The sequence below is a fragment of the Leptotrichia wadei genome (assembly GCF_007990445.1).
In the GTDB taxonomy this organism is placed as follows: Bacteria; Fusobacteriota; Fusobacteriia; order Fusobacteriales; family Leptotrichiaceae; genus Leptotrichia; species Leptotrichia wadei_A.
This window is the reverse complement of the sequence record NZ_AP019841.1, coordinates 24,039-46,953: the sequence shown is the minus strand read 5'-3', so window position 1 is coordinate 46,953 and position 22,915 is coordinate 24,039. Positions and strand designations below refer to the sequence as shown.

Sequence of the window (22,915 nt, the reverse complement as noted above, 5' to 3'; positions counted from 1 at the left end):
CTATTTTTGTATGACAAACCTATAAATTCTTAATTTATAGATTATCACACTCTCCTTTCTTTAATTTATAAATTATGTCTTTTTCACAATAATGTGGATAACTTTTTCTTTTTTTAATAACAATCCCAATTGTAAAGAATTTCTGTAAAATCTTTGTTTTTTAGCTTTTCACGATTTATAAAAAAGTTTAATACTCCAGCATCTCCGATACAAACTTTCCATTTTTTCGTATTTTCATCGTATTCGCTATCCAATTGAAATAGCACCGTATCATATTTTTTATATTTTTCTTCAAATTCTCTCGGATCACTCTGCGTAAAAAATGCAAATCCATCACATTGTGAATGTGGTTCTTCTGAATATTCCATTTCAATATTCAATATTTTACGATAAAGCCAATCTTCTTGATGCTGCTCCAAATTTTTCTCTTTACAAAGTTTATCAAACACATTATAAATCGCCTCTTCAAATCTTTCCTTCTCTGTTCGTAACTCAAATTTTATTTTATAACTTTCATTATTGTTTGTAAGAAAACTTTCCTCATAGTTATGCGGTTTATAAATATTTTCAAGCTCTTTTTCATCGTAAAATTCTTTAATCTCATCGTAATAAATCACACGAAAAGTATCTTGAACCGTCGGATTATCAAAGTCAAGTCCAAACATAGCATCGTCGTCATCAAATACAAAAAACTGTAAAATTCCCTTTTGTGGAAAATCCTTTAGTCCCTTCAAATCCTCGCAATTAATCTGTGCAATCATCAGCATTTCCTCACCATTAGGTGCTTTTGGAAACTCTGCTCCTTTTGGAAGATACGGCAATCCCACAATTTTACTATCTGTTATTTTCAACTTATCTTCTACCAGATTTATTTTTGCAAAAGTTTTCGTTGGTGAATTTTTTTCATAATCCTCACGAATTTCTTCGTAAAATTTTTGTACATACTCATCATCCATTTTGATTTCTTTATCATCCATTTTAACACTCCAATTGATTTTTTCTATTCTACATTCAAATAAATTTTCCATCAAAAATTTTATCTAAAAATACTATTATAAACTATTAGAACTGATCCAAAAATCTCTCATCATTTTCAAAAAATGCTCTTAAGTCATCAATTCCATATTTTAACATTGTAATTCTTTCAAGTCCCAATCCAAATGCAAATCCTTGATATTTTTGTGGGTCAATTCCAACACCTGAAAGCACTTTTGGATTTACCATTCCACTTCCAAGAATTTCAAGCCATCCTGTCCCTTTACAAACTCTACATCCTTCACCTTTACAAACTCCACATTCTACGTCCATTTCTGCAGAAGGTTCTGTAAATGGGAAAAAGTGTGGTCTAAATCTTACTCTTCTGTCTTCTCCAAATATTTTCTTTACAATGTTTTCCAAAATCGCTTTAAAATTAGCGAAAGAAACATTTTCTCCAACCATAAGTCCTTCCATTTGGTGAAACATTGGTGTATGCGATACATCGTAGTCTGGACGATAAACTTTTCCAATCGAAATCATTCTAAATGGTGGTTTTCTGTCTTCCATGTATCTAATTTGCATTCCAGAAGTTTGCGTTCTCAATACAACTTCATTTTCTTTAATATAAAATGTATCAGTAATTTCCCTCGATGGATGTGTTTTTGGAATATTTAATGCATCAAAATTATATTTTACATACTCAACTTCAGGTCCATCAACAATGTCAAATCCCATAGAAGAAACAATATCTTTAATTTCCATAACTGTTTTAGTAAGTGGATGAAGCGATCCAACATTAGCTTTTCTTCCCGGCAAAGTCACATCTATTGTCTCATTTTTCAATCTTTCCTGTTTAGCAATTTCCTTCAAGCCAGTTGTAGTTTCATCAAATTTCGCCAACAACACATTTTTTATTTCATTCGTAGTTTTTCCAAACTCAGCTCTTTTCTCAGCAGCGATATTTCCCATTTCCTTCATTATCGCCGTAAATTCCCCTTTTTTCCCTAGGATTTTTACTCTCAATTCATTCAATTCCTCAAGATTTCCAACTTTATCAAGTTTTTCTAACACTTCTTCTCTCAAGTGTGCTAATTTTTCTAACATTTTTCCTCCTATTTATTTTACTATCTCAATATTTTTCCCATAAAAATTTATGTTTTAATTATATCATACTTTAAATATATAAAAAAGTTTAAATTTTTTATTTCATTTCTAAAAAAGAAAAAAAGAATACCCTTTAATCAGGTATTCTAAAATATGTGAACTACTCCCGCTTTTAGAAGCGGGAGCTTCTTGGGAAGTATCTGCTTTTGCTAGCCAAATATATTTACCAAGCTCTTCGGACAGTCCCTGCCCTGTTTTTTTATTTCCTAATATTTCAACATTTCTTTTCCAACACCTCTTATATTCAGTGCCGCATTGTAATCTCTATCAATTTCAATTCCACAGCACTCACATTTATAACTTCTTTCTGATAATTCCAGTTTCTCTTTAACATTTCCACATCTACTACAAGTTTTCGATGACGGAAACCATTTATCTATCTTCAAAAATTGTTTCTCTAAAAACATCAGTTTATACTCAAGCATTCTTAAAAACATTCCCCATCCATTATCTCCTACACTTTTTCCAAAATTTAATGCCTGACTCATCCCTTTCATATTCAAATCCTCAACAACTACAGCATTATACGCTTCAGATAATTTTTTCGATAATTTATGTAGAAAATCTCTTCGGCAATTTTTGATATACTCATGCAATTTTGATATTTTCGCTTTTTGCTTATACCAATTTTTAGAAAATTTTACTTTTCTCGATAATGATTTTTGTAATTTTTTCAATTTTTTCTCCAACATCCTAAAATATTTTGGATAATCAGCCCTTTGGTTTTCAGAACTGATAAATAATTCAGACATTGAAAAATCAAGTCCAATTACTTTATCATTATTTGGGATTTTTTGAATTTCTTTTTCAAATTCTGTCAAAACAGAAACATAGTAATTTCCATTACTGTTTGTCAATGTTACTGATTTTATCTTGTAATCCTTCGGTATTTCTCTATGATATTTTAATTTTATTCTTTTCAATTTTGGTAAAACCAAATATTTGTTTTCCTCAATTCGTATTGAATTATTCACACAATTTGTCGTATAACTTTTAACATTATTCTTTTTAGATTTAAACTTTGGAAACTTCGCTCTCTTTTGAAAAAAATTTGTAAACGATCGCCTTACATTTAATTGAGCATTTGAAAGTGCAAGACTGTCCACTTCTTTCAAAAATTGGTTTTCACTTTTCAAACTGGCAGGTGTAATTATTTTATTTTTCCCAGTTTCTTCATAAAATTTATTCGCAGTATACAAAATCGTATTGTAAACAAAACGAACACATCCAAAAGTCTTATTTATCAATAATTCTTGTTCCTTATTTGGATAAATCCTGTATTTGAATGCTAAATTATATTTTATAAAATTACACCTCCTTTTGATTTTGAATATTATTTCTAATTATTTCTTTAGAAATTTTATTATTTATAACTTCTCTTCGATATTTCATACAAAAATTGTATCATGGATATATCCTTTTTTCAATAAAAAAAAGCAATTCATCTCCCACTTATAGAAGTCGGAGACTTCTTGCTATCTTTTTGTTAAATTATAATTTATATTTTCAATAATTACAAAAATTACTTCTTATATTTTTCAACAAACTTCTGAAGTTCTGCTATTTCTTTTTTCGCCCTATCTGATAAAACTTTTACATCATTAATCATTTGTTTAGAACGAGCTGTAATAAAGTCCAAATATTCAGTATTTTTAGTTTTCAAATACATATCTTTAGCATAATACATATCACGAAAATCATTCTTAGCCTGTTTTATAAGCAACTTTTGCCCAACCATAACAATTAGAGCCGCTGCTAAAGCTATTATTGTTCCATAACCTTTTGTAAATGGATATAAGATCATTCCAATAATCATAAGTCCTGTAACTAAAATAGAACTATTTTTAATATACCCTTCCTTTGGCGGAACCTTCACAAATTTTTCCACTTTTGAAATCATTTTCTTAAACATATTATGCCAAAATTCCTAACCAGAATCCAATTATTCCTATTGCAAAGAATCCAAAGATAATCCAAATAGCATTCACTTTTCTCTTCAATAAGTGCATACATCCAAATGTTAATAATAACGCTAATAATCCAGGTAATAATGAATCTAAAATACTTTGGACAGTAGTTACAACTTCTTTTCCTGTTGAATCAGTATATTTAGACAATACCAATGGAACATTTATTGAAGTCCATTTAGAAACCAAGGCTCCCATTACGAAAAGCCCTAATATAGAAGCACCTTGAGTTAATTTTTGAATAACTCCACCTTCCATATCCCCAACGATTTCAGTTCCTTTTTCATATCCGTATTTTAATCCATACCATCTAGTCAAAACTCTTGCAATATTTATTCCAATGAAGAAAATCAATGGACCTAGTAAATTTCCTCCAGCAATAGCTAATGAAGCTCCAAGTGCCGCTAAAACTGGTCTTAATGTTCCCCAGAAAATTGGATCTCCAACTCCAGCAAGTGGTCCCATAAGCCCTACTTTAATACCACTTATAGTTGCGTCATCAATGTCTACTCCATTTGCTTTTTCCTGTTCCATCGCAGCCGTAACACCCATTATAGTTGAACCAATCCAAGGTTGAGTGTTAAAGAATTCCAAATGTCTTTTTAATGCAGCTGCTTGATCTTCTTTTTTAGAATAAAGTCTTTTTATTGCAGGAATCATTGTTACACAAAATCCCATTGACTGCATTCTTTCAAAGTTGAAAGAACCTAATAAAGTAGTAGATCTCCAATACATGCTTTTCAAATCTTTATCAGTTAATTTTTTTTCTACATTATTTTCTGCCATTTTTTTTACCTCCTATAGTCCTTCCAATTCATCGTCAGCTTCTTCTGTAATCCCAGCTCCACCACCATCATTTCCACCACTTGGCAAAGCAATAGAAGCGTGATATTTAGGATTTAATTGAATGTACAAGATTGCAAGACATAATCCCAAAATACCTAAACCAACTAAGTTAAATTCTGTAAATGCTGCTATTACGAATCCTAAGAAGAAAAATGGCATCAAAGCTTTTGCTTCCATCATATTTATAACCATCGCATACCCAACAACTACGATAAATCCTCCTGCAATTTGCAATCCTCTGGTAATTACTTCAGGAATTGCATGTAATGCTCCTTCTACAGCACTTGTTCCCGCAATTAGACCAACTAGAAGTGCTGGTATCGCAACTCTTAACGCTTGTAAAGCCAATCCTGCAAGGTGACACATCTCAATCCCTTTAAAATTAGCTTGTTCTGCAAAATCATCCGCTTTATGTTGAAAGAATACTGTTATTGTTCTAACGAAAATTGTAAGAACTTGCCCTGCCGCTGCAATCGGTACTGCAACTGCGATTCCTTCTCCAATTGACTGTTTACCTACTATTACTAATATCGCTGAAATTACACTTGCTAGCGCTGCATCTGGTGCCATTGCTGCTCCGACATTCATCCATCCAAGTGCTATCATTTCAAGCGAACCACCTAAGATAATTCCTGTTTTTAAATCTCCTAGTACAAGACCGACTAAAGTACACGCCACTAATGGACGGTGAGTCTGTCTTTCATCAAGTACGCTTCCCATTCCTGTTATTGCTGCTACCAATACCAGTAAAATTAACTGAACAACATTCATTTTTTAGCCCTCCTACAATTTTGAGTTTTTATACTTTACAATGATTTTTAATTTTACTAAATAAATCAGGAAATTTTATATTCCCTGATATTTTTTATTAGTCAAATGAAATAGAATCTAGTTTAGAATTAATATCTTCTTTTGCAGAAGTTACTAATTGTCTCATATCAAGTTCTACTCCCATAGATCTTAATTTGTTGAATGCTTCCAAATCATCTTTATTAATTGCAACTGCTTTTGAAATTAATTTGTCTCCTTCTTTAAAAGTCATTCCTCCAACATTAACTGTTTTAATGTCAACTCCACCTTCGATTAATCTAACTACATCAGCTGGACAAGTAACAAGCAGCATTACTTTTGTTTTAGCATATTTAGGGTTTTTGTAAACTGCGATTGCTTTTTCAACAGGTATTACAAATGATTTTACTCCTTCAGGTGCCACTTGTAATAAAAGTGATTTTCTAATTTTATCTTCTGCCACATCGTCATTTACCGCAAAAATTGCTTCAGGTTTAGTTGCTTTTACCCATGAAGTCGCAACTTGTCCGTGTATTAATCTTGAGTCTATTCTTGTTAAAACTAATTCCATAATTCTATTTCCCGCTACTGATTTGTACTTTCAGTAACGCTCCTTTCTCTTATTTTTATTTTATTTCATAAATTGAACCTTTTACATCTCCAGAAAATTTATAATTATAATTATCAGGATAAACTAGATAAGAAAAAGTTTTTTCTCCATCATTAGCAAAAATTTCAATAACATTTGAATCTACAACAATATTAACTTTTTTCAAATCAATATCAACTGTTACATCATCCAAAAATTGTCTGTCTAAATCTTTGTCATTAAATGAGAAAGAACCAAATTTTTCTCTTTTAACTCTGAGTTTTCCATCTTTATAACTTAAATTAAAGCTTCCATTTGCATCTTTAAATAATTCTAAATCAAAATTTCCTGTATTTTGTAAATCAAAATATACATTTTGTCCCATTGTATCAGAATTTTTTATATCTTTTTTATTAGTTAAATAATTTTTAAATGTATCTACTTTTTCTTGATAAAGTTTTCCATTTCTAAAATTCATAACTCTTGGAATACCCATTATACTTCTAAATTCTTTTGCAGGAATTTTAGTTGCATAAACCCAGTTATTTAACCAAGCAATTGAAGTTGGCTTAGCCGCACCTGAAATACTTTGTGGAGCATAATAATCTTTTCCGTAATCTACAAGTTCATAGCCTTTTTTATCAGGAACAAATTTTTTACCGTCAAATTCTCCAACAAAATAAGCGACTACGCTTTTTATTCTTTCATCCTCATTTATAATACTTCCAACTAAAATCCATTTTCCATCAACTTGTATCAAATCCGGACATTCCCAAGTATGTTTAAATCCAAAATCATAGTTAAATTCACTTAAAAGTTTCCAATCTTTCAAATTTTTACTTTCATAAAGTTCTGCTTTTTGCGCAGCAGATACAATCATTACCCATTTTTTGTCTTTTTCATAATAAAATACTTTAGGATCTCTAAAATCTTTTCTATTATTTCCAGCAATTACAGGATTATTTTCATATCTTTTATAATTTCCGTTATCCAAAAGATAAGCCGCACTTTGCATTTCTTCTCTTTTTCCATTTTTTTCATAATGACTTGTATAAATAAGAACTTCTCTTTTATCAATAGGCGTATTTTTGCTAAAAAATCCACTTGTATTATCTTTATCAATAACCGCACTTCCAGAAAAGTTCATTCCTAAATGGTCAGGATAAAGTGCAATATCTTTTTCTTCCCATTTTATCAAATCTTTCGACACAGCGTGTCCCCAGTGCATTGGTCCCCAAACCGTATCAGACGGATAATATTGATAAAACATATTATATTCTTTTCCGTTAAAATTAAGTCCATTTGGATCATTCATCCAACCAGTTTTCGGATGATAATGCACTTTGAAATTGTTTAAAATATTTTGAGTTTTTACATTTGTAACCATAGTGTCAGTTTTACCTTTTCTTTTATTTCCAGCAGAAAAACCATACGAACTAAATAACAAGGAAAAAACTAACGCACCAATTAAAAGTTTTTTGTTATTTATCTTCATTTACACCACCACCTTTCAAAATTATAAATCCAATTCATCCAAATCTTCATCTTCATCATCAGAATTATCAACGAATAATTCACTAAAAATTTTAATTCCGTTAATTCCAGAATTTTTTGCAATTTGAACTAATTCTGCAACATCGTCTGTTTCTTCTCTAGCATCTAATACTTCTAGTAACATAGGCACATTAACCCCTGTTATTACATCAGTATTTTTTGTTTCGGCAACTACACGGCACGCTGCATTGTATGGACTTCCACCAAATAAATCCACCAAAAATAATGTTCCTTCGCTGTTATATTTTGCAATAATGTCCTGATATTTTTTTATCAAATCTTCAGGTCCTTCTCCAGGCACAAAAGTGACAAAATCCAGCTGTTCACTTTCTCCTAAAACCATTTTTGTAAGATTAACAGTTTCCTCCGACATTTTTCCATGAGTTGCTACGATTAAATTAATCATTTCTGCTTTCTCCTTCCAAATTAAAATTTTTTAGCCATTTGTAAAAATCAAAAAATTTAAATAAATATAGTATCTCTGTAATTCAATTTTTCGTGTTTCCTCCGTTTTCTGACAAAAAGACTTTATTATAAATTCATTTACTTTTACAACTGCCTAAATTAAAATTTTTTATTTCATATTTTTAGTATACCTCAATAAAATGTATTGTCAATATCAATTTTTGAAAAAATTTATATTTATCTGTTTTTTTTTGGGGAGGTTAAAAAATTATAAAAAAATTAAATAATAAAACTATATTACAAACCAAAATAAAAAATATTCTACAAAAAAATACTATTCCTCGTACTAAATTCACTTGAGTGCAACAAAAATACCTAATTTCAAATTAATTATTTTGCTTTATTTATTTCTAAAAAAAATTTGATATGCTACGATTGAAATAAAAAATAAGATATGCTAGAATTAATAAAGAAAATAAAATTAAAGGAAAAATAAAAAAATGCAGGAAAGTAAAAATTTAAATACAGATAATGAAAAAAATTATTTTTATAAAACTTATGAATATAAAAATAAAAAGGCTTTGAAGATTTTTTTTGGATTTACAAGAGAAAAGGGGAAAAATTCCTTAAAGGTTTCAAAATATTTGGAAAGGGATTTTCCAGAACTGAACTTTATGAAAATAACGAAGTATAAAGTTATAAAATATATGCCACTTCATATAAAGATAGAAACTGTCTTGGAAAATATAAATAAAACATTTAATGGAAATTTTATATCCTATTATGATTATCTTGTGGGAAAGGATAATTTTGAGCTTACATATAAGACAATTGACTTATGGTATAAATTTGAAAAAAATTTTTTTGAAAAAGGATACTATCACATGGACTTTAGTTTGGGAAACTTTTTTATAGACAAAAATAGCGGGAAGATTGCATTTATTGACTTTGATGATATTGTCAGAAAGCCTCCTTTTTTTAGAAAACGGCTTTATTTAACAAAGTCCATCAGAAGTTTTGAAGGCTCTATGAAATTTTTTCTATCAGTAAAAAATTTTTCCAGAGAAGAAAATAAAAGAATTATTGATAAGTTAGAAGAAATAAAAAAAATACATCATGTTGTTTCAAGGGAAAAAGATATAAGAAAAACTGAAGAAATTTTAAATAGATAAAAAACAAGGGGCTTTGACCCCTTGCTAAAAAAATTCACGTTAAATCTGTTATTCAAACGTGAATTTATAGTAAAACTGCTTTAAAACTGAATTCAAAAATTATGACTATTTTACTCAAACCCTAGATTTATATAATTTTTAGCAGTTCTATTTTAAACGGGTTCGAGTATATATTATTTTTTTTATTTATATTTTTCGATATTGTCTGAAAAATCTAGAATATCGTCCACAACCATCGGATCTAATCCTGTTCCCCCAAGTTCTTCCAAACTCTTCAAACCATATCCAGTTTTTACCAGGACAGGCATAATCCCCAATTTTTTGGCCGGAATCAAATCAGTTATTTTATCCCCAATCATAAAAGAATTTTTAACATCAATATCAAACTCCTCTATTGCCAGTTCAAAATTCCCCGTATTTGGCTTTCGGCAATTACATTCTATTCCATATTTTCCAGTAACATTTGGATGATGCGGACAAAAGTAAGACTTTTCAATTTTTATTCCTTTTTTAAATAAATCATCTTCAATAAAACTCTGTAACTTCAAATAATCCTCTTCCGTATAATATCCTCTCGCAATTCCTGCCTGATTCGTTATAATCGCAAATTTATATCCCAAATCCCGCAATTTTAAAAGTCCTTCCACCACATTTTTTTCATATTCAAAATCTTCAATTTTATGCAAATACGATTTTTCCACATTTATAACACCATCTCTGTCCAGCAGGACAAACTTATTTTTCATAAAATTACATTTCCTTTTTTATTTTTTTAATTTAATAATATTAAACCCCATTTAAAAAACAGAAATTATATTTTGTTTATTTACTGGCAAGAGGTCTTGATCCCTTGTAAAAAAAATCTGCTATTTAAATGGGGAATATAAAATATTTTTCTTAAATTTTTGTTTTAATTGAAACTAGTTCATTACAACATCTCTAATAAAGAATTCTCCACCAATTGACACAAATCCCAAATTTTTAACTTTTGGATTTACTAAATAAAGTTTTTGTTTTTGGAATAAGATTGTAACTGGTTGTTCTTCTGAAATAAGTTTTTCCATTTCAATCATTGCTGGAACTCTTACTTTTGGATCAGCAGAACTTTTTACAGTTTTAGTCAATTCGTCATATTTTACGTTTTTGAAATCTCCACGGTTGTTTGCATTTGTACTGTCAAATAGATCTAAATATGTAATTGGATCTAAGAAATCTCCAGTCCAGTTTTGCAATGAAATTTGATAATCTCTCTTCTTAGTTCTTTCAATACGTTCCTTACCGCTTACCATATCTAATTCAACATTTGCACCCAAGTTATTTCTCAAACTTTCTTGAATATATTCTGCAATAGCTTTTCTGCTTCCTGTATCGTTAAATAAAATTTCAAATCTTGGAAGTTCTGAAAGTCCTTCTTCCTTAAGTCCTTCTGCAAGCAATTTTTTAGCTTCTGCTACGTTAAATTTAGGCTGGTCAGTTGCTACTTCCGTTGGAAAATCTTTTGAAACTCCGTTTAATCCAATTCCAGATGGAGTAAATGTCTTAGTTAATTTTTCAGATCCTTCCAGCACTTTATTTACAAGTTCTTCCTTATTTATTGCCATAGTTATTGCACGTCTTACTTTTGCATTTTTAAATACATTTTCTTTTGTATTAAACAATAAATAATAGATTCCACCATCATTTGCTTTTACAAGTTCTGGTTTTCCTGCAAATTCCTTAGCTTGCTCGAAAGTTACCGCTGTTACATCAACTTCCTTATTCTTAAAGGCATTAACAGCTGAATCAGTTGCAATTATTTTTAATTCAACATTATCAGTTTTTACATTGCCTGCATCCCAGTAATTAGGATTTTTCTTAAATTTTAACTCTGAGTCATGAGTCCATTTTTCCAAAGTGTAAGGACCATTTGAAATTGTATATTCAGCTTCTGTAAAGTATTTATCCTTTGTTTTGTTATAGAACTTTTGATTTAATGGCATGAATGATTTAAATGTAACTAAATCATCAAAGTACGGAATAGGCGATTCCAAAGTTACTTGTAAAGTTTTATCATCAATAACTTTTATTCCAACTTCATTTTCTGAAACTTTTTTAGCATTATATTTTTCTCCATTTTTTATTACAAATAACATGCTTGCATTACTTCCTGCTGTATCAGGATTCAATCCACGAATCCATCCTGCCTTAAAGTCATTTGCAGTTACAGGGTCGCCATTGCTCCATTTAACTCCATCTCTTAGATGAAATGTCCACACAAGTCCATCTTTTGATTTTTCCCATTTTTCGGCAATTCCAGCTACAGATTTTCCAGTTTTGTCTTTTCTTAAAAGCCCTTCCAAAATCAATTCATCAACAGTTCCTCCAGGAATATCCGTGGTTATTTGCGGATCAATTGATGATGGCTCTGTAACTATATTTAAAGTAAATGTACTCCCGTTTCCTCCTTTTTTTCCACACGAAAGTGCAAATACCAGCAATGTCAATATTAGAAATATTTTTTTCATTAATACATTTCCTCCTCACTTTAAAGTGAACTACTCCTGCTTTTAGAAGCGGGAGCTTCTTGGGAAGTATCTGCTTTTGTTAGCCAAATATATTTACCAAGCTCTTCGGGCAGTCCCTGCCCTGTTTTCTTTTATTTTTTTAATATTCCAACATTGATTTTCCAATGTTTTTTATATTCAATGCCGCATTGTAATCTCTATCAATTTCAATCCCACAGCACTCACATTTATAACTTCTTTCTGATAATTTCAGTTCCTCTTTAACATTTCCACATTTACTGCAAGTTTTCGACGATGGAAACCACTTATCTATCTTCAAAAATTGTTTCCCTAAAAACATCAGTTTATACTCAAGTATCCTCAAAAACATTCCCCATCCATTATCTCCTACACTTTTCCCAAAATTTAATGCCTGGCTCATCCCTTTCATATTCAAATCCTCAACAACTACAGCATTATACTCTTTAGATAATTTTTTCGATAATTTATGCAAAAAATCTCTTCGACAATTTTTGATATATTCATGCAATTTTGATATTTTCGCTTTTTGTTTATACCAATTTTTAGAAAATTTCACTTTTCTTGACAATGATTTTTGTAATTTCTTCAATTTTTTCTCCAACATCCTAAAATATCTTGGATAATCAGCCCTTTGGTTTTCAGAACTGACAAATAATTCAGACATTGAAAAATCAAGTCCAATTACTTTATCATTACTTGAATTTTTTTGAATTTCTTTTTCAAATTCTGTCAAGATAGAAACATAGTAATTTCCATTACTGTTTGTCAATGTTACCGACTTTATTCTATAATTCTTTGGTATTTCTCTATGATATTTTAATTTTATTCTTTTCAATTTTGGCAAAACTAAATATTTTTTTTCCTCAATTCGTATCGAATTGTTCACACAATTTGTTGTATAACTTTTAACATTATTCTTTTTAGATTTGAACCTTGGAAATTTCGCTCTCTTCTGAAAAAAGTTCGTAAACGATCGTCTTACATTTAATTAAGCATTTGAAAGTGCCAAACTGTCTACTTCTTTTAGAAATTGATTTTCATTTTTCAAACTGGCAGGTGTAATTATTTTATTTTTTCCAGTTTCTTCATAAATTTTATTAGCAATATACAAAATCGTATTGTAAACAAAACGAACACATCCAAAAGTCTTATTTATCAATAATTCCTGCTCTTTATTTGGATAAATTCTGTATTTGAATGCTAAATTATATTTCATAAATTACACCTCCTTTTGATTTTGAATATTATTTTTAATTATTTCTCTTCGATATTTTATACAAAAATTGTATCATAGGCATATCCTTTTTTCAATTTTTTTTACAAAAAAAGCAATTCATCTCCCACTTATAGAAAGCCTACGACTTCTTGCTATCTTTTTGTTAAAGAATTTTTCCAGCCACTATTTCAATGACAAGTTTCCGAAATAATATTCTCCACCAATTGGTGTAAATTCAAGCCCTTTTACTTTTTTATCAACAAGATATTGTTTTTCTCTGTGGAAAAGCACACCTACTGGTAAATCTTGCGCAATTATTCCTTCAATTTTTACAAGTGCAGGAATTCTTACATTTTGATCGGCTGTGCTTCTAACAGTTTTAACTAGCGCATCATATTCAGGGTTTTTATACGAACCATTATTATTTCCACCAGTTGATTCAAATAAATCTAAATATGTAATTGCATCAGGATAATCTCCAGACCATCCAGCAAATACCATATCAAAGTCCTTTTGAGACATTCTTGAAAATCTTTCCTGAGCAGTCATTATTTCCAGATCCAGTTGAATATTCAAATTTTTTCTCAATTGTTCTTGAATATATTCGGCAATAACCTTATTATTTCCACTTTCATTAATCAGCATAGACATTTTTGGAAAACTAGCCTGTCCAGCTTCCTTTAATCCTTCAGCTAATAATTTTTTAGCTTCTTGAGGATTATATCCAAGTGTTGATGTAGGAACAAATTCTGTAAAGTCTTTTCCATCTTTTCCTGTTATTCCAATTCCTTTTGGAACAAATGTTTTTGCCGCAGTTCCATATCCGTTTAATACATTATTTATCAGTCCTTCTCTGTCAATTGCCATAAGAAGCGCTTTTCTTACTTTTAAGTTTGCCAAAGTCTTGTTGTTAAAATTAAATAGCAAATACCATACTGAACCATCATTTTTTGAAACCATTTTTGGATTGTCCTTAAATCCTTTTGCCTGTTCAGATGTAATTGAAGTTACATCTACTTCCTTGTTATTAAATGCATTTAATGCAGAATTATTATCAGGAATTATTTTATAGACAATATTTTCAACTTTTACATTATCCGCATCCCAGTAATTAGGATTTTTCTTAAACACTATTTCTGAGCCATGTGTCCATTTTTCCATTGTATACGCTCCAGAAGACATAGTTTTATTAGCTTCTGTAAAGTAGCTGTCACCTGTTTTGTCAAAGAATTTCTGATTTAACGGCATATATGTCTTAAATGCAACTAAACTGTCAAAATACGGAACAGGAGCTTCCAATTCCACTTCCAAAGTTTTGTCATTAATAACTTTTATTCCGACTTTTTCAGCTGAAACTGCCTTTTTATTATACTTTTCAGCATTTTTTATCGGATAAAGCATATACGAATACTGTGAAGCAGTTTGAGGATTTAATGCACGTAACCATCCATTTTTAAAGTCTTGCGCTGTAATTGGATCTCCATTGCTCCATTTTATTCCATCTCTTAGATGAAATGTCCATTTTAGCCCGTCAGCTGATTTATCCCAGCTTTTCGCAAGTCCTGCCACAAACGTACCATCTTTTCCTCTTTTAGTAAGTCCTTCAGTTATCAGGTCATCAACCGTTCCTCCTAAAACATCCGTTGAAAGCTGTGGATCAATGGATTTTGGCTCGTCCGTCAAATTCAACGTAAACGTATTTCCGCTTCCACCATTCTTTCCACAGGAAATAGCAAAAATTAACATTGCCAATAAAATTATTATCTTTTTCATAACAACTTCCCTTCCTCTATAAAAAATTTTTTTTGATTATTTTATATAAGTATTATCCAGCACAAAGTCTTTTCCTATTGGGCTAAACACAATATTATGAACTCTTGGATTTAACAGCTTAGTATTTTCTCTATAGTAAAGCAATCCCACAGGCATATCTTCAGCAATTATTTTTTCCATTTCAATCATGTCTTTTACTCTTTCTTGCTGGTTTCCAGAACTTTTAACTTTTTTAACAAGCTCATCATAACGTGGATTTGAATAATCTGAATAGTTATTTCCATCCTTTGTCAAGAATCTGTCTAAATAAGTTATAGCATCGTTATAATCTCCATTATATCCAGCTAGAGCAATTTCATAATCTCTATGTTGCATTTTATCCAATCTTGATTGGAATGTCATTCCTTCAATATTAATATTTACTCCTAAGTTTATTCTCAAACTTTCTTGAATATATTCAGAAATAACTTTATTATTTCCAGAATCATTAAAAATCATTGTCAATTCAGGTAATTTTTGTAATCCTAGCTCCTTTAATCCTTCAGCCAATAATTGTTTTGCCTTTTGCGGATTATAAGCCGGGAAAATTTTTCCTGCTTCTTCAGAAAAGTCTTTTGAAACACCGATTATTCCAACACCTTTTGTTGTATAAGTATATGCAGCTTCTCCTGTATTGTCAAGCACATCTGTAATCAATTTTTCCCTATCTACAGCAAGCGACAATGCCTGTCTAATTTTTTTGTTCGCAAGCACTTTATTTTTCATATTGTATGTCATATACCATACTGAACCATCTTTTGTAAGAATTTTACGTTTATCATTTTTAAATTCCTTCGCTTGTTCTATTGAAATATTTGTAGAATCAATTTCTTTATTTTTAAAGGCATTTACACTGGCAGATGGATCATTTATAAATAACATTTTTACATATTTTAATTTAATATTATCCTTGTTCCAGTAATTTTCATTTTTTTCAAATACAATTTCAGAATCCCTTGTCCAAGATTTTATTACATAAACACCAGATGAAATCGAAGTTTCAGGAGATGTCATATATTTATCTCCCACTTTTTCATAGAACTTTTTATTTAGCGGAGCATAAGTTTGAATTCTTACAATTGAATCAAAATATGTAAGAGGATTGTTTAATGTTACTTGCAATGTGTAATCATCAATAACTTTTATCCCCAATTGATTTTCATCTTTAATTTTTCCAGCATTAAATTGTTCAGCATTTTTTATGTAAAACAATTTATCTGCATATTCTCCAGCTGTCTTAGGATCTAGCGCTCTAACCCAACCATCTCTAAAGTCCTTTGCTGTAATCGGATCCCCGTTACTCCATTTCGCATTTTTTCTCAAATGGAATGTCCAGACTGTTGAATCTGCATTATGTTCCCATTTTTCAGCTACTCCAGGAAGAGATTTTCCATCATCCGACTGTCTTGTCAATGTTTCAGTAACAAGCGAATCCACAAATTCTCCAGTAGAATCATTTGCAAGCTGCGGATCATAAGATTTTCCCTCCTCCTTCAAATTAAGTTTCAATGTTTCAGAATCGCTGCTTTTTCCACATGAAATCACAAAAGCCAGCAATATTGTAAATATCAATAATATTTTTTTCATATTTACATCCATCCTTTCTTTTGTCAAATAAATTTGACAAAATTAAAAATTATTTTGTTATAGATGCATTATAAAAGTCGATAGAATCTCCAACTGAACGTATTACAACTCCCTTTAATTTAGGATTTATCAAATAAACTCCCACTTCATAATAAAGTGTTGAATATGTAAAGTTATCTGCTAATAATTTTTCCGCTTTTTTCATCGCATCCATTCTAGTTTTATTATCTTGATTAACTTTAGCCAAGTCAACTAATCTGTCATACTCAGGATTTGAATATTTAGCAAAGTTAATATCCTTTGCCTTTGAATGGAAAATTTCCAAATAAGTCATAGGGTCTGCATAATCAGGTCCCCAAGCATATCTTACAATTTCAAAGTCTCCAGCTTTTGCACGTGCAATTCTTTCTTTTTTAGTAAGAACTTCCACATCCACATCAATTCCTAATTTATCCTTCCATTGAGATTGGTAAAATTCAGCTTCCTTTTTACCAGTTCCATTTTCATCTACCAAAAGATGCAATTTAACTTGTGCAGGCGTCATTTTAAGTTCCTTCAGCCCTTCATCAAACAACTGTTTTGCATTAACTTTTGCAAATCCAGCAAATAAGTCTCCAGCTTCTTCCCTAAAGTCACCTTTTTCCCCAGCTGTTCCATTTGAAACAATTCCAGAACCTACAATTCCAGCTCCATTTAAAATACTGCTTACAAGTTCTTTTCTATCAATTGCAAGAGATAATGCCTCTCTTACCTTTTGATTTTTCAACACAGGATTTGAAGTGTTAAATCCTAAATAGTAAACTCTTCCATTAGGGAATTTGTGCAATTCAGGTTTTCCTTCATAATTTGCCATTTTTTCCACAGAAATTTTTGTCAAATCCAATTCTCTATTTTCAAAAAGGTTTGTAGCAGCTTCAAAGTCAGTTACAATTAAACCTGTAAGTGTATCAATTTTTATATTTTTAGCATTCCAGTAATTAGGATTCTTTTTCATGACAACTTTGTTGTTGTGTACCCATTTTTCCATTATAAACGGTCCATTATAGATAGACTTGTTAGCTTCAGTTGCATATCCATCTCCGTTGGCAGCCAATGCTTTTTCATTAACTGGAAAATAAATTGGCATAATTAACGTTTTTAAGAAGAATGGTGCAGGTTGTGACAATGTAAATTCAAGTGTGTAGTCATCCTTTGCCTTTATCCCAACTTTTCCAAAATCCTTTAATTTTCCAGTATTATAATCTTCCGCATTTTCAATATAATAGGCAAGAAATGCGTATTCAGAGGCTGTTTTTGGTTCAATTCCTCTTTTTATACCGTTGTAATAGTCTTTAGCTGTAACTGGATCTCCATTTGACCATTTCATCCCTTGTCTAATTTTAAATGTCCATACTTTCCCATCGTCTGATTTAGTCCAGCTTTCAGCTCCGGCAGGAATAATTTCATTTTTTTCATTCAATCTTACAAGACTTTCATAAGTCATACTTGTTACAAAAAGTCCGCTCATATCAGTCAAAATTTGCGGATCTAACGAAGTCGGCTCAGCTTCCATATTAAATGATACTGAATTTCCCGAGCCTTTTCCCCCTTTTCCACAAGAAATAATAAACATTGATAACATTAAGCAAAGTATTAAAAAAGTTTTTTTCATATCTCAACAATTCCTTTCCATCAATAAATTTTTATAAAAATTATTTTAAAAATATTCAAATTTTACTAAATTAGCCCCTTTTCCTTTAAAAAAGAAGTTTCTACAAAATGCCCAGGTCTATATTCTGTTAATTCAGGCGTTTCAGGAATAACCTCTATTTCAGACACATCTCCCATCGGACTTCTCAAATATGATTCATCCATATCAATTTTCTTTGTCTTTTTATAATCAGGATCTGCTATTGGCACAGCTGAAATAAGTGATTTTGTGTAGCTGTGAACAGGATCGCCGTAAACAGCTTCAGGAGTTCCCAGTTCAACCACTTTTCCACGATACATAACTGCCACTCTGTCTGAAATATATTTTACCATCGACAAGTCATGGGCAATAAATAACAATGTCAAGTTTCTTTCCCTTTGCAAATCCTTTAATAAATTTACAACTTGAGCCTGAATCGACACATCTAGAGCTGAAATCGGCTCATCACACACAAGCACTTCAGGATCAACCGCAAGCGCTCTTGCAATCCCAATTCTCTGTCTTTGCCCACCTGAAAATTCATGTGGAAAACGGCTTGCATGTTCCCTGTTTAATCCAACAATTTCCAACAATTTATAGACTTTTTCCATTCTTTCCTGCTTTGAACTTGCCAGCTTATGAAGATCAATTCCTTCGGCAATAATATCTCCAACTGTCATTCTTGGATTAAGCGAAGCCTGCGGATCTTGAAATATCATCTGAACTTTTTTTGTAAATTCTTTTCTTCCATATTCTTCCACTGGCTTTCCATTAAACAAAATATCTCCATTTGTCTTTGCATAAAGTCTGCTGACAGTTCTTCCAAGCGTTGTCTTTCCAGACCCTGACTCTCCCACAAGACTTAAAATTTCACCTTTGTAAATATCCATTGTGACATTTTCCACAGCCTTTAGAACTTGTCTTTTTTTCATTGGAAAATATTTTTTCAAGTTTTTCATTTCTATTAATTTTTCTTTTTTATTTTCATTCGATGACATTATTTCCCCTCCGTTCCTTTGTTTTCTTCTTCCGATTCAAAAGGAGATTTTATTTTTGGAGCACCCTTTACATATAGCCACGATTTTACAAAGTGCCCATTTCCCAAATCAATTAACGGAGGTTTTCTTTCATAGTCAATTTTCATCGCATATTCAGAACGTGCCGCAAATGGATCTCCCACAGGTGGATTAAGCAAATCTGGAGGTGTCCCCGGAATTGAAGCCAATTTTTCTCCAATTTTCATATCCAGTCTTGGCAGTGATTTTAAAAGTCCCCAAGTATATGGATGTTTTGGATTTTTAAACAGTTCCCTTACAGGAGCTTCCTCCAATTTTTCTCCAGCATACATAACAACTACTCTATCGGCAGTTTCAGCAACTACACCCAGATCATGCGTTATAAGTATTACTGCAATATTCAGTTCTTTCTTCAATTCATTTATCAAATCTAGAATCTGTGCCTGAATCGTAACATCCAAAGCTGTTGTCGGCTCATCACAAATTAGCAGGTCTGGCTCACACGAAAGAGCAATCGCAATAACAGCCCTTTGCCGCATTCCTCCAGAAAATTCATGCGGATACTGATGAAATCTTTCTTCAGGTTTAGGAATTCCAACTTTTCTAAGCATTTCAACTGCTTTTTGCTTTGCCTCTTCCCTTGTTACTTTTTTATGAATCAAAATCCCTTCCATAATTTGCTTTCCAACTTTAATAGTCGGATTAAGCGATGTCATAGGATCTTGAAATATCATTCCAATTTTTCTTCCACGAAGTTCACGCATTCTCTCAAGAGGAGCTTTTACCAAATCTTCCCCATCAAAAAGAATTTCTCCATTTTTAATTTCTCCTGGAGGCATCGGTATCAATCTCATAATCGTCTGCACAGTAACTGATTTCCCTGAACCAGACTCCCCAACGATTGCAAGTGTTTCTCCACGATCCACAGAAAAGCTGATTCCTCTAAGAGCCTGCACTTCCCCAGCATACGTATTAAAAGAAACACTCAAGTCCTTCACTTCTAATAATTTTTTTCCCATTCTCTAATCCTCTCTGTATTAATATGGATTGTTTTTACATAACTTTTATAACTAAATACTTTTTCTTTATTAACTCTATTTATTTTTAATTCATTTAACTTTTTTATTTAATTATTAAAGCAAAATTTCGTTAAAGAAAAAATAACTGTTTGAGATTTTGAAATATATTTTGAATTATATACGATTATTCGTATTAAAATAACTTATATTCAAAATCGAGTTTTATTTTTTCTTTATAAGAAAGTTTTGCGTAAAGCGGGGATGCAAGGGTATGGCGTTTGATACCCTTGCTTAAGTAAACTAAAATAAATACAATTAAGAAAAATAATATTAAATTATAGAATAATAAATTTTATAAAATTTTTAATCTCTTAGTTTTGGATTCAATGCATCATTTAAAGCATCTCCAACGATGTTAAATGCCAATGTAATTAATGAAATTACAACTGACGGAATAACAAATAAATATGGATATGAAGTCATATTTACGAAACCATCAAATACCAAATTTCCTAATGAAGCCTGTGGAATCGGTACTCCAAGCCCGATGAAACTTAAAAATGCTTCTGTAAAGATAATATTTGGTATATCTGTTGTAAGTCTTATTATTATTACACTTAACGTATTTGGAATCAAGTGCTTTAAAGTTATCCACAAGAAATTTCCACCAAGCGATTTTGAAGCCAATACAAATTCATTTTCCTTGATCTTTAAAACTTCTCCACGTACAAGCAACGAATAATTCAGCCATCTTGTAAGTGACATTGCGATAATTATTGTCTTTACACTATTTCCCATAACAACCATTAATAAAATTATATAAATCATTGATGGGATAATTAGTAAAATTTCTACAATTCTAGTCATTATCGTATCAATAATTCCGCCGAAGTACGCTGAAACAGCTCCATAAATTGTTCCAAAAATAACGCAAATAGCAGCTGTTATTATTGATAATTCCATTGAAATTCTTATCCCTTGCGAAAGTCTTGCAAACAAGTCACGTCCTAAATTATCTGTTCCCAAGTAATGACCTTTTACAATTCCCTTTGAAGGGCTTAAAAATTTTTCTGACAAATCTTGGGCTCTGTAGGAATATTTTGTTAAATGCTGCCCAAAAATTGCTAAGAACAAAAAGATAATTGTTATACCTAAAAATGTCAGAGCCAATTTATTTTTCTTAAATCTTCTCCATCCATCCTGCCAAAATGTTAAACTTGGTTTGTAGATTTCTTCACTTTGAGTGGTATCTGGACCTACGATTTTAAAATCTTCAGGTGTTGGTATATAATTATTTTCAGTTACAACTTTTTCTATATTTTCTGCCACTACACTTCATCTCCTTTTCCAAGTTTAATTTTAGGATCAACTAAAACATAAATAATATCCACAAGTATCATCATTATAATCAGGAATATTGCATAAAACACAGTAACTCCAAGCACCATTGTATAATCCCTGTCATTAATACTGTCTACAAAATATTTTCCTAATCCTGGAATTGAAAACATCTTTTCAATTACAAATGAACCTGTCAAAACTGCCGCAATTGTTGGTCCCATTATTGTAATAATCGGTAAAATCGCATTTCTTAAAGCGTGCTTAAATACAATGTTTTTAGGTTTTACACCTTTTGCAACAGCCAGCCTTATATAATCCTGTCCCATTACCTCAATCATCTTATCCCTTAACAAACGTGCAATTAATGCAACCGTATAAAGTCCAAGAGCCACAACTGGTAGTATCTTTTTCTCTGGGCTATCCCATCCAGATAAACGGATTCTAAAAAATTCCGGCAAAAATCCATTGTCAATTAAAAATCCATTATGTATATCAACGAAGTACTTCTGCATAAGTCCCGCCAGTACAAAGCTCGGCACCGATATTCCAATTATCGCCACAATCATAGCCAGCCTGTCCTGATATTTCCCCCTTTTAAGGGCTGCAATAATTCCAAGCGGAATACCCAAAACTAATGCAAATATAATAGATCTGGCTCCTAAATCAGCCGATGTAAGAAAACTCTGGTTAATTACATCGTTAACAGTTCTCCCCCGAACTTTCATGGATGATCCTAAATCTCCCTTTGCTATATTTTTTAAGTATTCAACATATTGTTCCCCAAGCGGACGGTCTAAATGGTATTTTGCCATCAAGTTTTCCTTTACTTTAGGCGGAATTGCTTTTTCACTTTGAAACGGGTCACCAGGTAACATATGTATCAGAAAGAATGTAATCGTAATAACTAGCCACAATGTTACAAGTCCCATTGCAATTCTCTTAACTAAAAATTTTAAAATATTTTTCATACTCGCTTCCTTTCACTAAAATTTTATATATCTATATTATATCTTATATTCAGTCATATTTGCAAGCAATTTTGTCTATAAAAATATTTTTTTACTATTAATTCTATTTATGAACAAACAATAATTCCCTAAATATAATATATTTACTAATATTGAAATTTCGTAAAAAACAAAAAAGCAGCCTAAACAAAATTTAGACTGCCCAATTTAATTTTTATAAACTTATGCTATTGCCCATTAAAGCAATGGATTTATTATAAAAAAATAAATAAAATATAATTTCTATTTTTCAAATGGA

Annotated in this window: 20 protein-coding genes and 1 pseudogene; 1 reads left to right on the top strand and 20 read right to left on the bottom strand. The window is 30.9% G+C overall.

The window, feature by feature from the left end; genetic code table 11:
- Positions 1-113: 113 nt before the first annotated feature.
- The 9 genes from FVE74_RS00215 to FVE74_RS00175 form a co-directional block, all read right to left on the bottom strand.
- On the bottom strand, positions 114-977 hold the full coding sequence (locus FVE74_RS00215; protein ID WP_147002680.1) for a YwqG family protein: 864 nt from the start codon (positions 975-977) through the stop codon (positions 114-116).
- Between the two features lie 85 nt (positions 978-1,062).
- The gene (gene pheS, locus FVE74_RS00210; RefSeq protein WP_147002679.1) at positions 1,063-2,082 is read right to left on the bottom strand and encodes a phenylalanine--tRNA ligase subunit alpha; all 1,020 of its coding nucleotides are present in this window, start codon (positions 2,080-2,082) and stop codon (positions 1,063-1,065) included.
- A gap of 266 nt (positions 2,083-2,348) precedes the next feature.
- Positions 2,349-3,446, bottom strand: a complete 1,098-nt coding sequence (locus FVE74_RS00205; RefSeq protein WP_147002678.1) for an RNA-guided endonuclease TnpB family protein — start codon at positions 3,444-3,446, stop codon at positions 2,349-2,351.
- A 218-nt stretch (positions 3,447-3,664) separates the two neighbouring features.
- The gene (locus tag FVE74_RS00200; protein WP_060917711.1) at positions 3,665-4,054 is read right to left on the bottom strand and encodes a hypothetical protein; all 390 of its coding nucleotides are present in this window, start codon (positions 4,052-4,054) and stop codon (positions 3,665-3,667) included.
- Position 4,055: 1 nt separating this feature from the next.
- A complete protein-coding gene (manZ, locus tag FVE74_RS00195; RefSeq protein WP_094079515.1) occupies positions 4,056-4,895 on the bottom strand; it encodes a PTS mannose transporter subunit IID in 840 nt (279 codons plus the stop codon).
- A gap of 12 nt (positions 4,896-4,907) precedes the next feature.
- A complete protein-coding gene (locus tag FVE74_RS00190) occupies positions 4,908-5,726 on the bottom strand; it encodes a PTS mannose/fructose/sorbose transporter subunit IIC (RefSeq protein ID WP_147002677.1) in 819 nt (272 codons plus the stop codon).
- A gap of 97 nt (positions 5,727-5,823) precedes the next feature.
- Positions 5,824-6,315, bottom strand: a complete 492-nt coding sequence (locus FVE74_RS00185) for a PTS system mannose/fructose/N-acetylgalactosamine-transporter subunit IIB (protein ID WP_094079516.1) — start codon at positions 6,313-6,315, stop codon at positions 5,824-5,826.
- A gap of 55 nt (positions 6,316-6,370) precedes the next feature.
- A complete protein-coding gene (locus FVE74_RS00180) occupies positions 6,371-7,828 on the bottom strand; it encodes a glycoside hydrolase family 32 protein (protein ID WP_147002676.1) in 1,458 nt (485 codons plus the stop codon).
- A 21-nt stretch (positions 7,829-7,849) separates the two neighbouring features.
- Positions 7,850-8,293, bottom strand: a complete 444-nt coding sequence (locus tag FVE74_RS00175; RefSeq protein WP_147002675.1) for a PTS sugar transporter subunit IIA — start codon at positions 8,291-8,293, stop codon at positions 7,850-7,852.
- A gap of 499 nt (positions 8,294-8,792) precedes the next feature.
- Here FVE74_RS00175 and FVE74_RS00170 point away from each other — a divergent pair, with 499 nt between their 5' ends.
- Positions 8,793-9,464, top strand: a complete 672-nt coding sequence (locus tag FVE74_RS00170; RefSeq protein WP_147002674.1) for a hypothetical protein — start codon at positions 8,793-8,795, stop codon at positions 9,462-9,464.
- Positions 9,465-9,646: 182 nt separating this feature from the next.
- Here the strand turns inward: FVE74_RS00170 and FVE74_RS00165 are convergent, their stop codons facing one another.
- The 11 genes and pseudogenes from FVE74_RS00165 to FVE74_RS00120 form a co-directional block, all read right to left on the bottom strand.
- A complete protein-coding gene (locus FVE74_RS00165) occupies positions 9,647-10,210 on the bottom strand; it encodes a D-glycero-alpha-D-manno-heptose-1,7-bisphosphate 7-phosphatase (protein WP_147002673.1) in 564 nt (187 codons plus the stop codon).
- Between the two features lie 174 nt (positions 10,211-10,384).
- Complete coding sequence (locus FVE74_RS00160; RefSeq protein ID WP_147002672.1) at positions 10,385-11,968, bottom strand: peptide ABC transporter substrate-binding protein; 1,584 nt, start codon at positions 11,966-11,968, stop codon at positions 10,385-10,387.
- 139 nt (positions 11,969-12,107) lie between these two features.
- Positions 12,108-12,962, bottom strand: a pseudogene (locus FVE74_RS00155) (RNA-guided endonuclease InsQ/TnpB family protein); the annotation flags it as partial.
- Positions 12,963-12,977: 15 nt separating this feature from the next.
- Positions 12,978-13,205, bottom strand: a complete 228-nt coding sequence (locus FVE74_RS12250; RefSeq protein WP_232053963.1) for a helix-turn-helix domain-containing protein — start codon at positions 13,203-13,205, stop codon at positions 12,978-12,980.
- A 183-nt stretch (positions 13,206-13,388) separates the two neighbouring features.
- On the bottom strand, positions 13,389-14,978 hold the full coding sequence (locus FVE74_RS00150) for a peptide ABC transporter substrate-binding protein (RefSeq protein WP_147002671.1): 1,590 nt from the start codon (positions 14,976-14,978) through the stop codon (positions 13,389-13,391).
- A 36-nt stretch (positions 14,979-15,014) separates the two neighbouring features.
- Positions 15,015-16,604 carry a peptide ABC transporter substrate-binding protein gene (locus FVE74_RS00145; RefSeq protein WP_147002670.1) on the bottom strand — a complete coding sequence of 530 codons (1,590 nt, stop codon included), beginning with the start codon at positions 16,602-16,604 and terminating at the stop codon, positions 15,015-15,017.
- Between the two features lie 49 nt (positions 16,605-16,653).
- Positions 16,654-18,255 (bottom strand): peptide ABC transporter substrate-binding protein, encoded by a 1,602-nt coding sequence (locus FVE74_RS00140; RefSeq protein ID WP_147002669.1) that lies wholly within the window; start codon positions 18,253-18,255, stop codon positions 16,654-16,656.
- 65 nt (positions 18,256-18,320) lie between these two features.
- The gene (locus FVE74_RS00135; RefSeq protein WP_147002668.1) at positions 18,321-19,271 is read right to left on the bottom strand and encodes an ABC transporter ATP-binding protein; all 951 of its coding nucleotides are present in this window, start codon (positions 19,269-19,271) and stop codon (positions 18,321-18,323) included.
- On the bottom strand, positions 19,271-20,308 hold the full coding sequence (locus FVE74_RS00130) for an ABC transporter ATP-binding protein (protein ID WP_147002667.1): 1,038 nt from the start codon (positions 20,306-20,308) through the stop codon (positions 19,271-19,273). Before FVE74_RS00130 ends, FVE74_RS00135 begins: the two co-directional genes overlap by 1 nt.
- Positions 20,309-20,671: 363 nt before the next feature.
- Complete coding sequence (locus tag FVE74_RS00125; protein WP_147002666.1) at positions 20,672-21,637, bottom strand: ABC transporter permease; 966 nt, start codon at positions 21,635-21,637, stop codon at positions 20,672-20,674.
- Positions 21,637-22,617 carry an ABC transporter permease gene (locus FVE74_RS00120; protein WP_147002665.1) on the bottom strand — a complete coding sequence of 327 codons (981 nt, stop codon included), beginning with the start codon at positions 22,615-22,617 and terminating at the stop codon, positions 21,637-21,639. The genes FVE74_RS00125 and FVE74_RS00120 overlap by 1 nt, the downstream gene beginning before the upstream one ends.
- Positions 22,618-22,915: the final 298 nt, after the last annotated feature.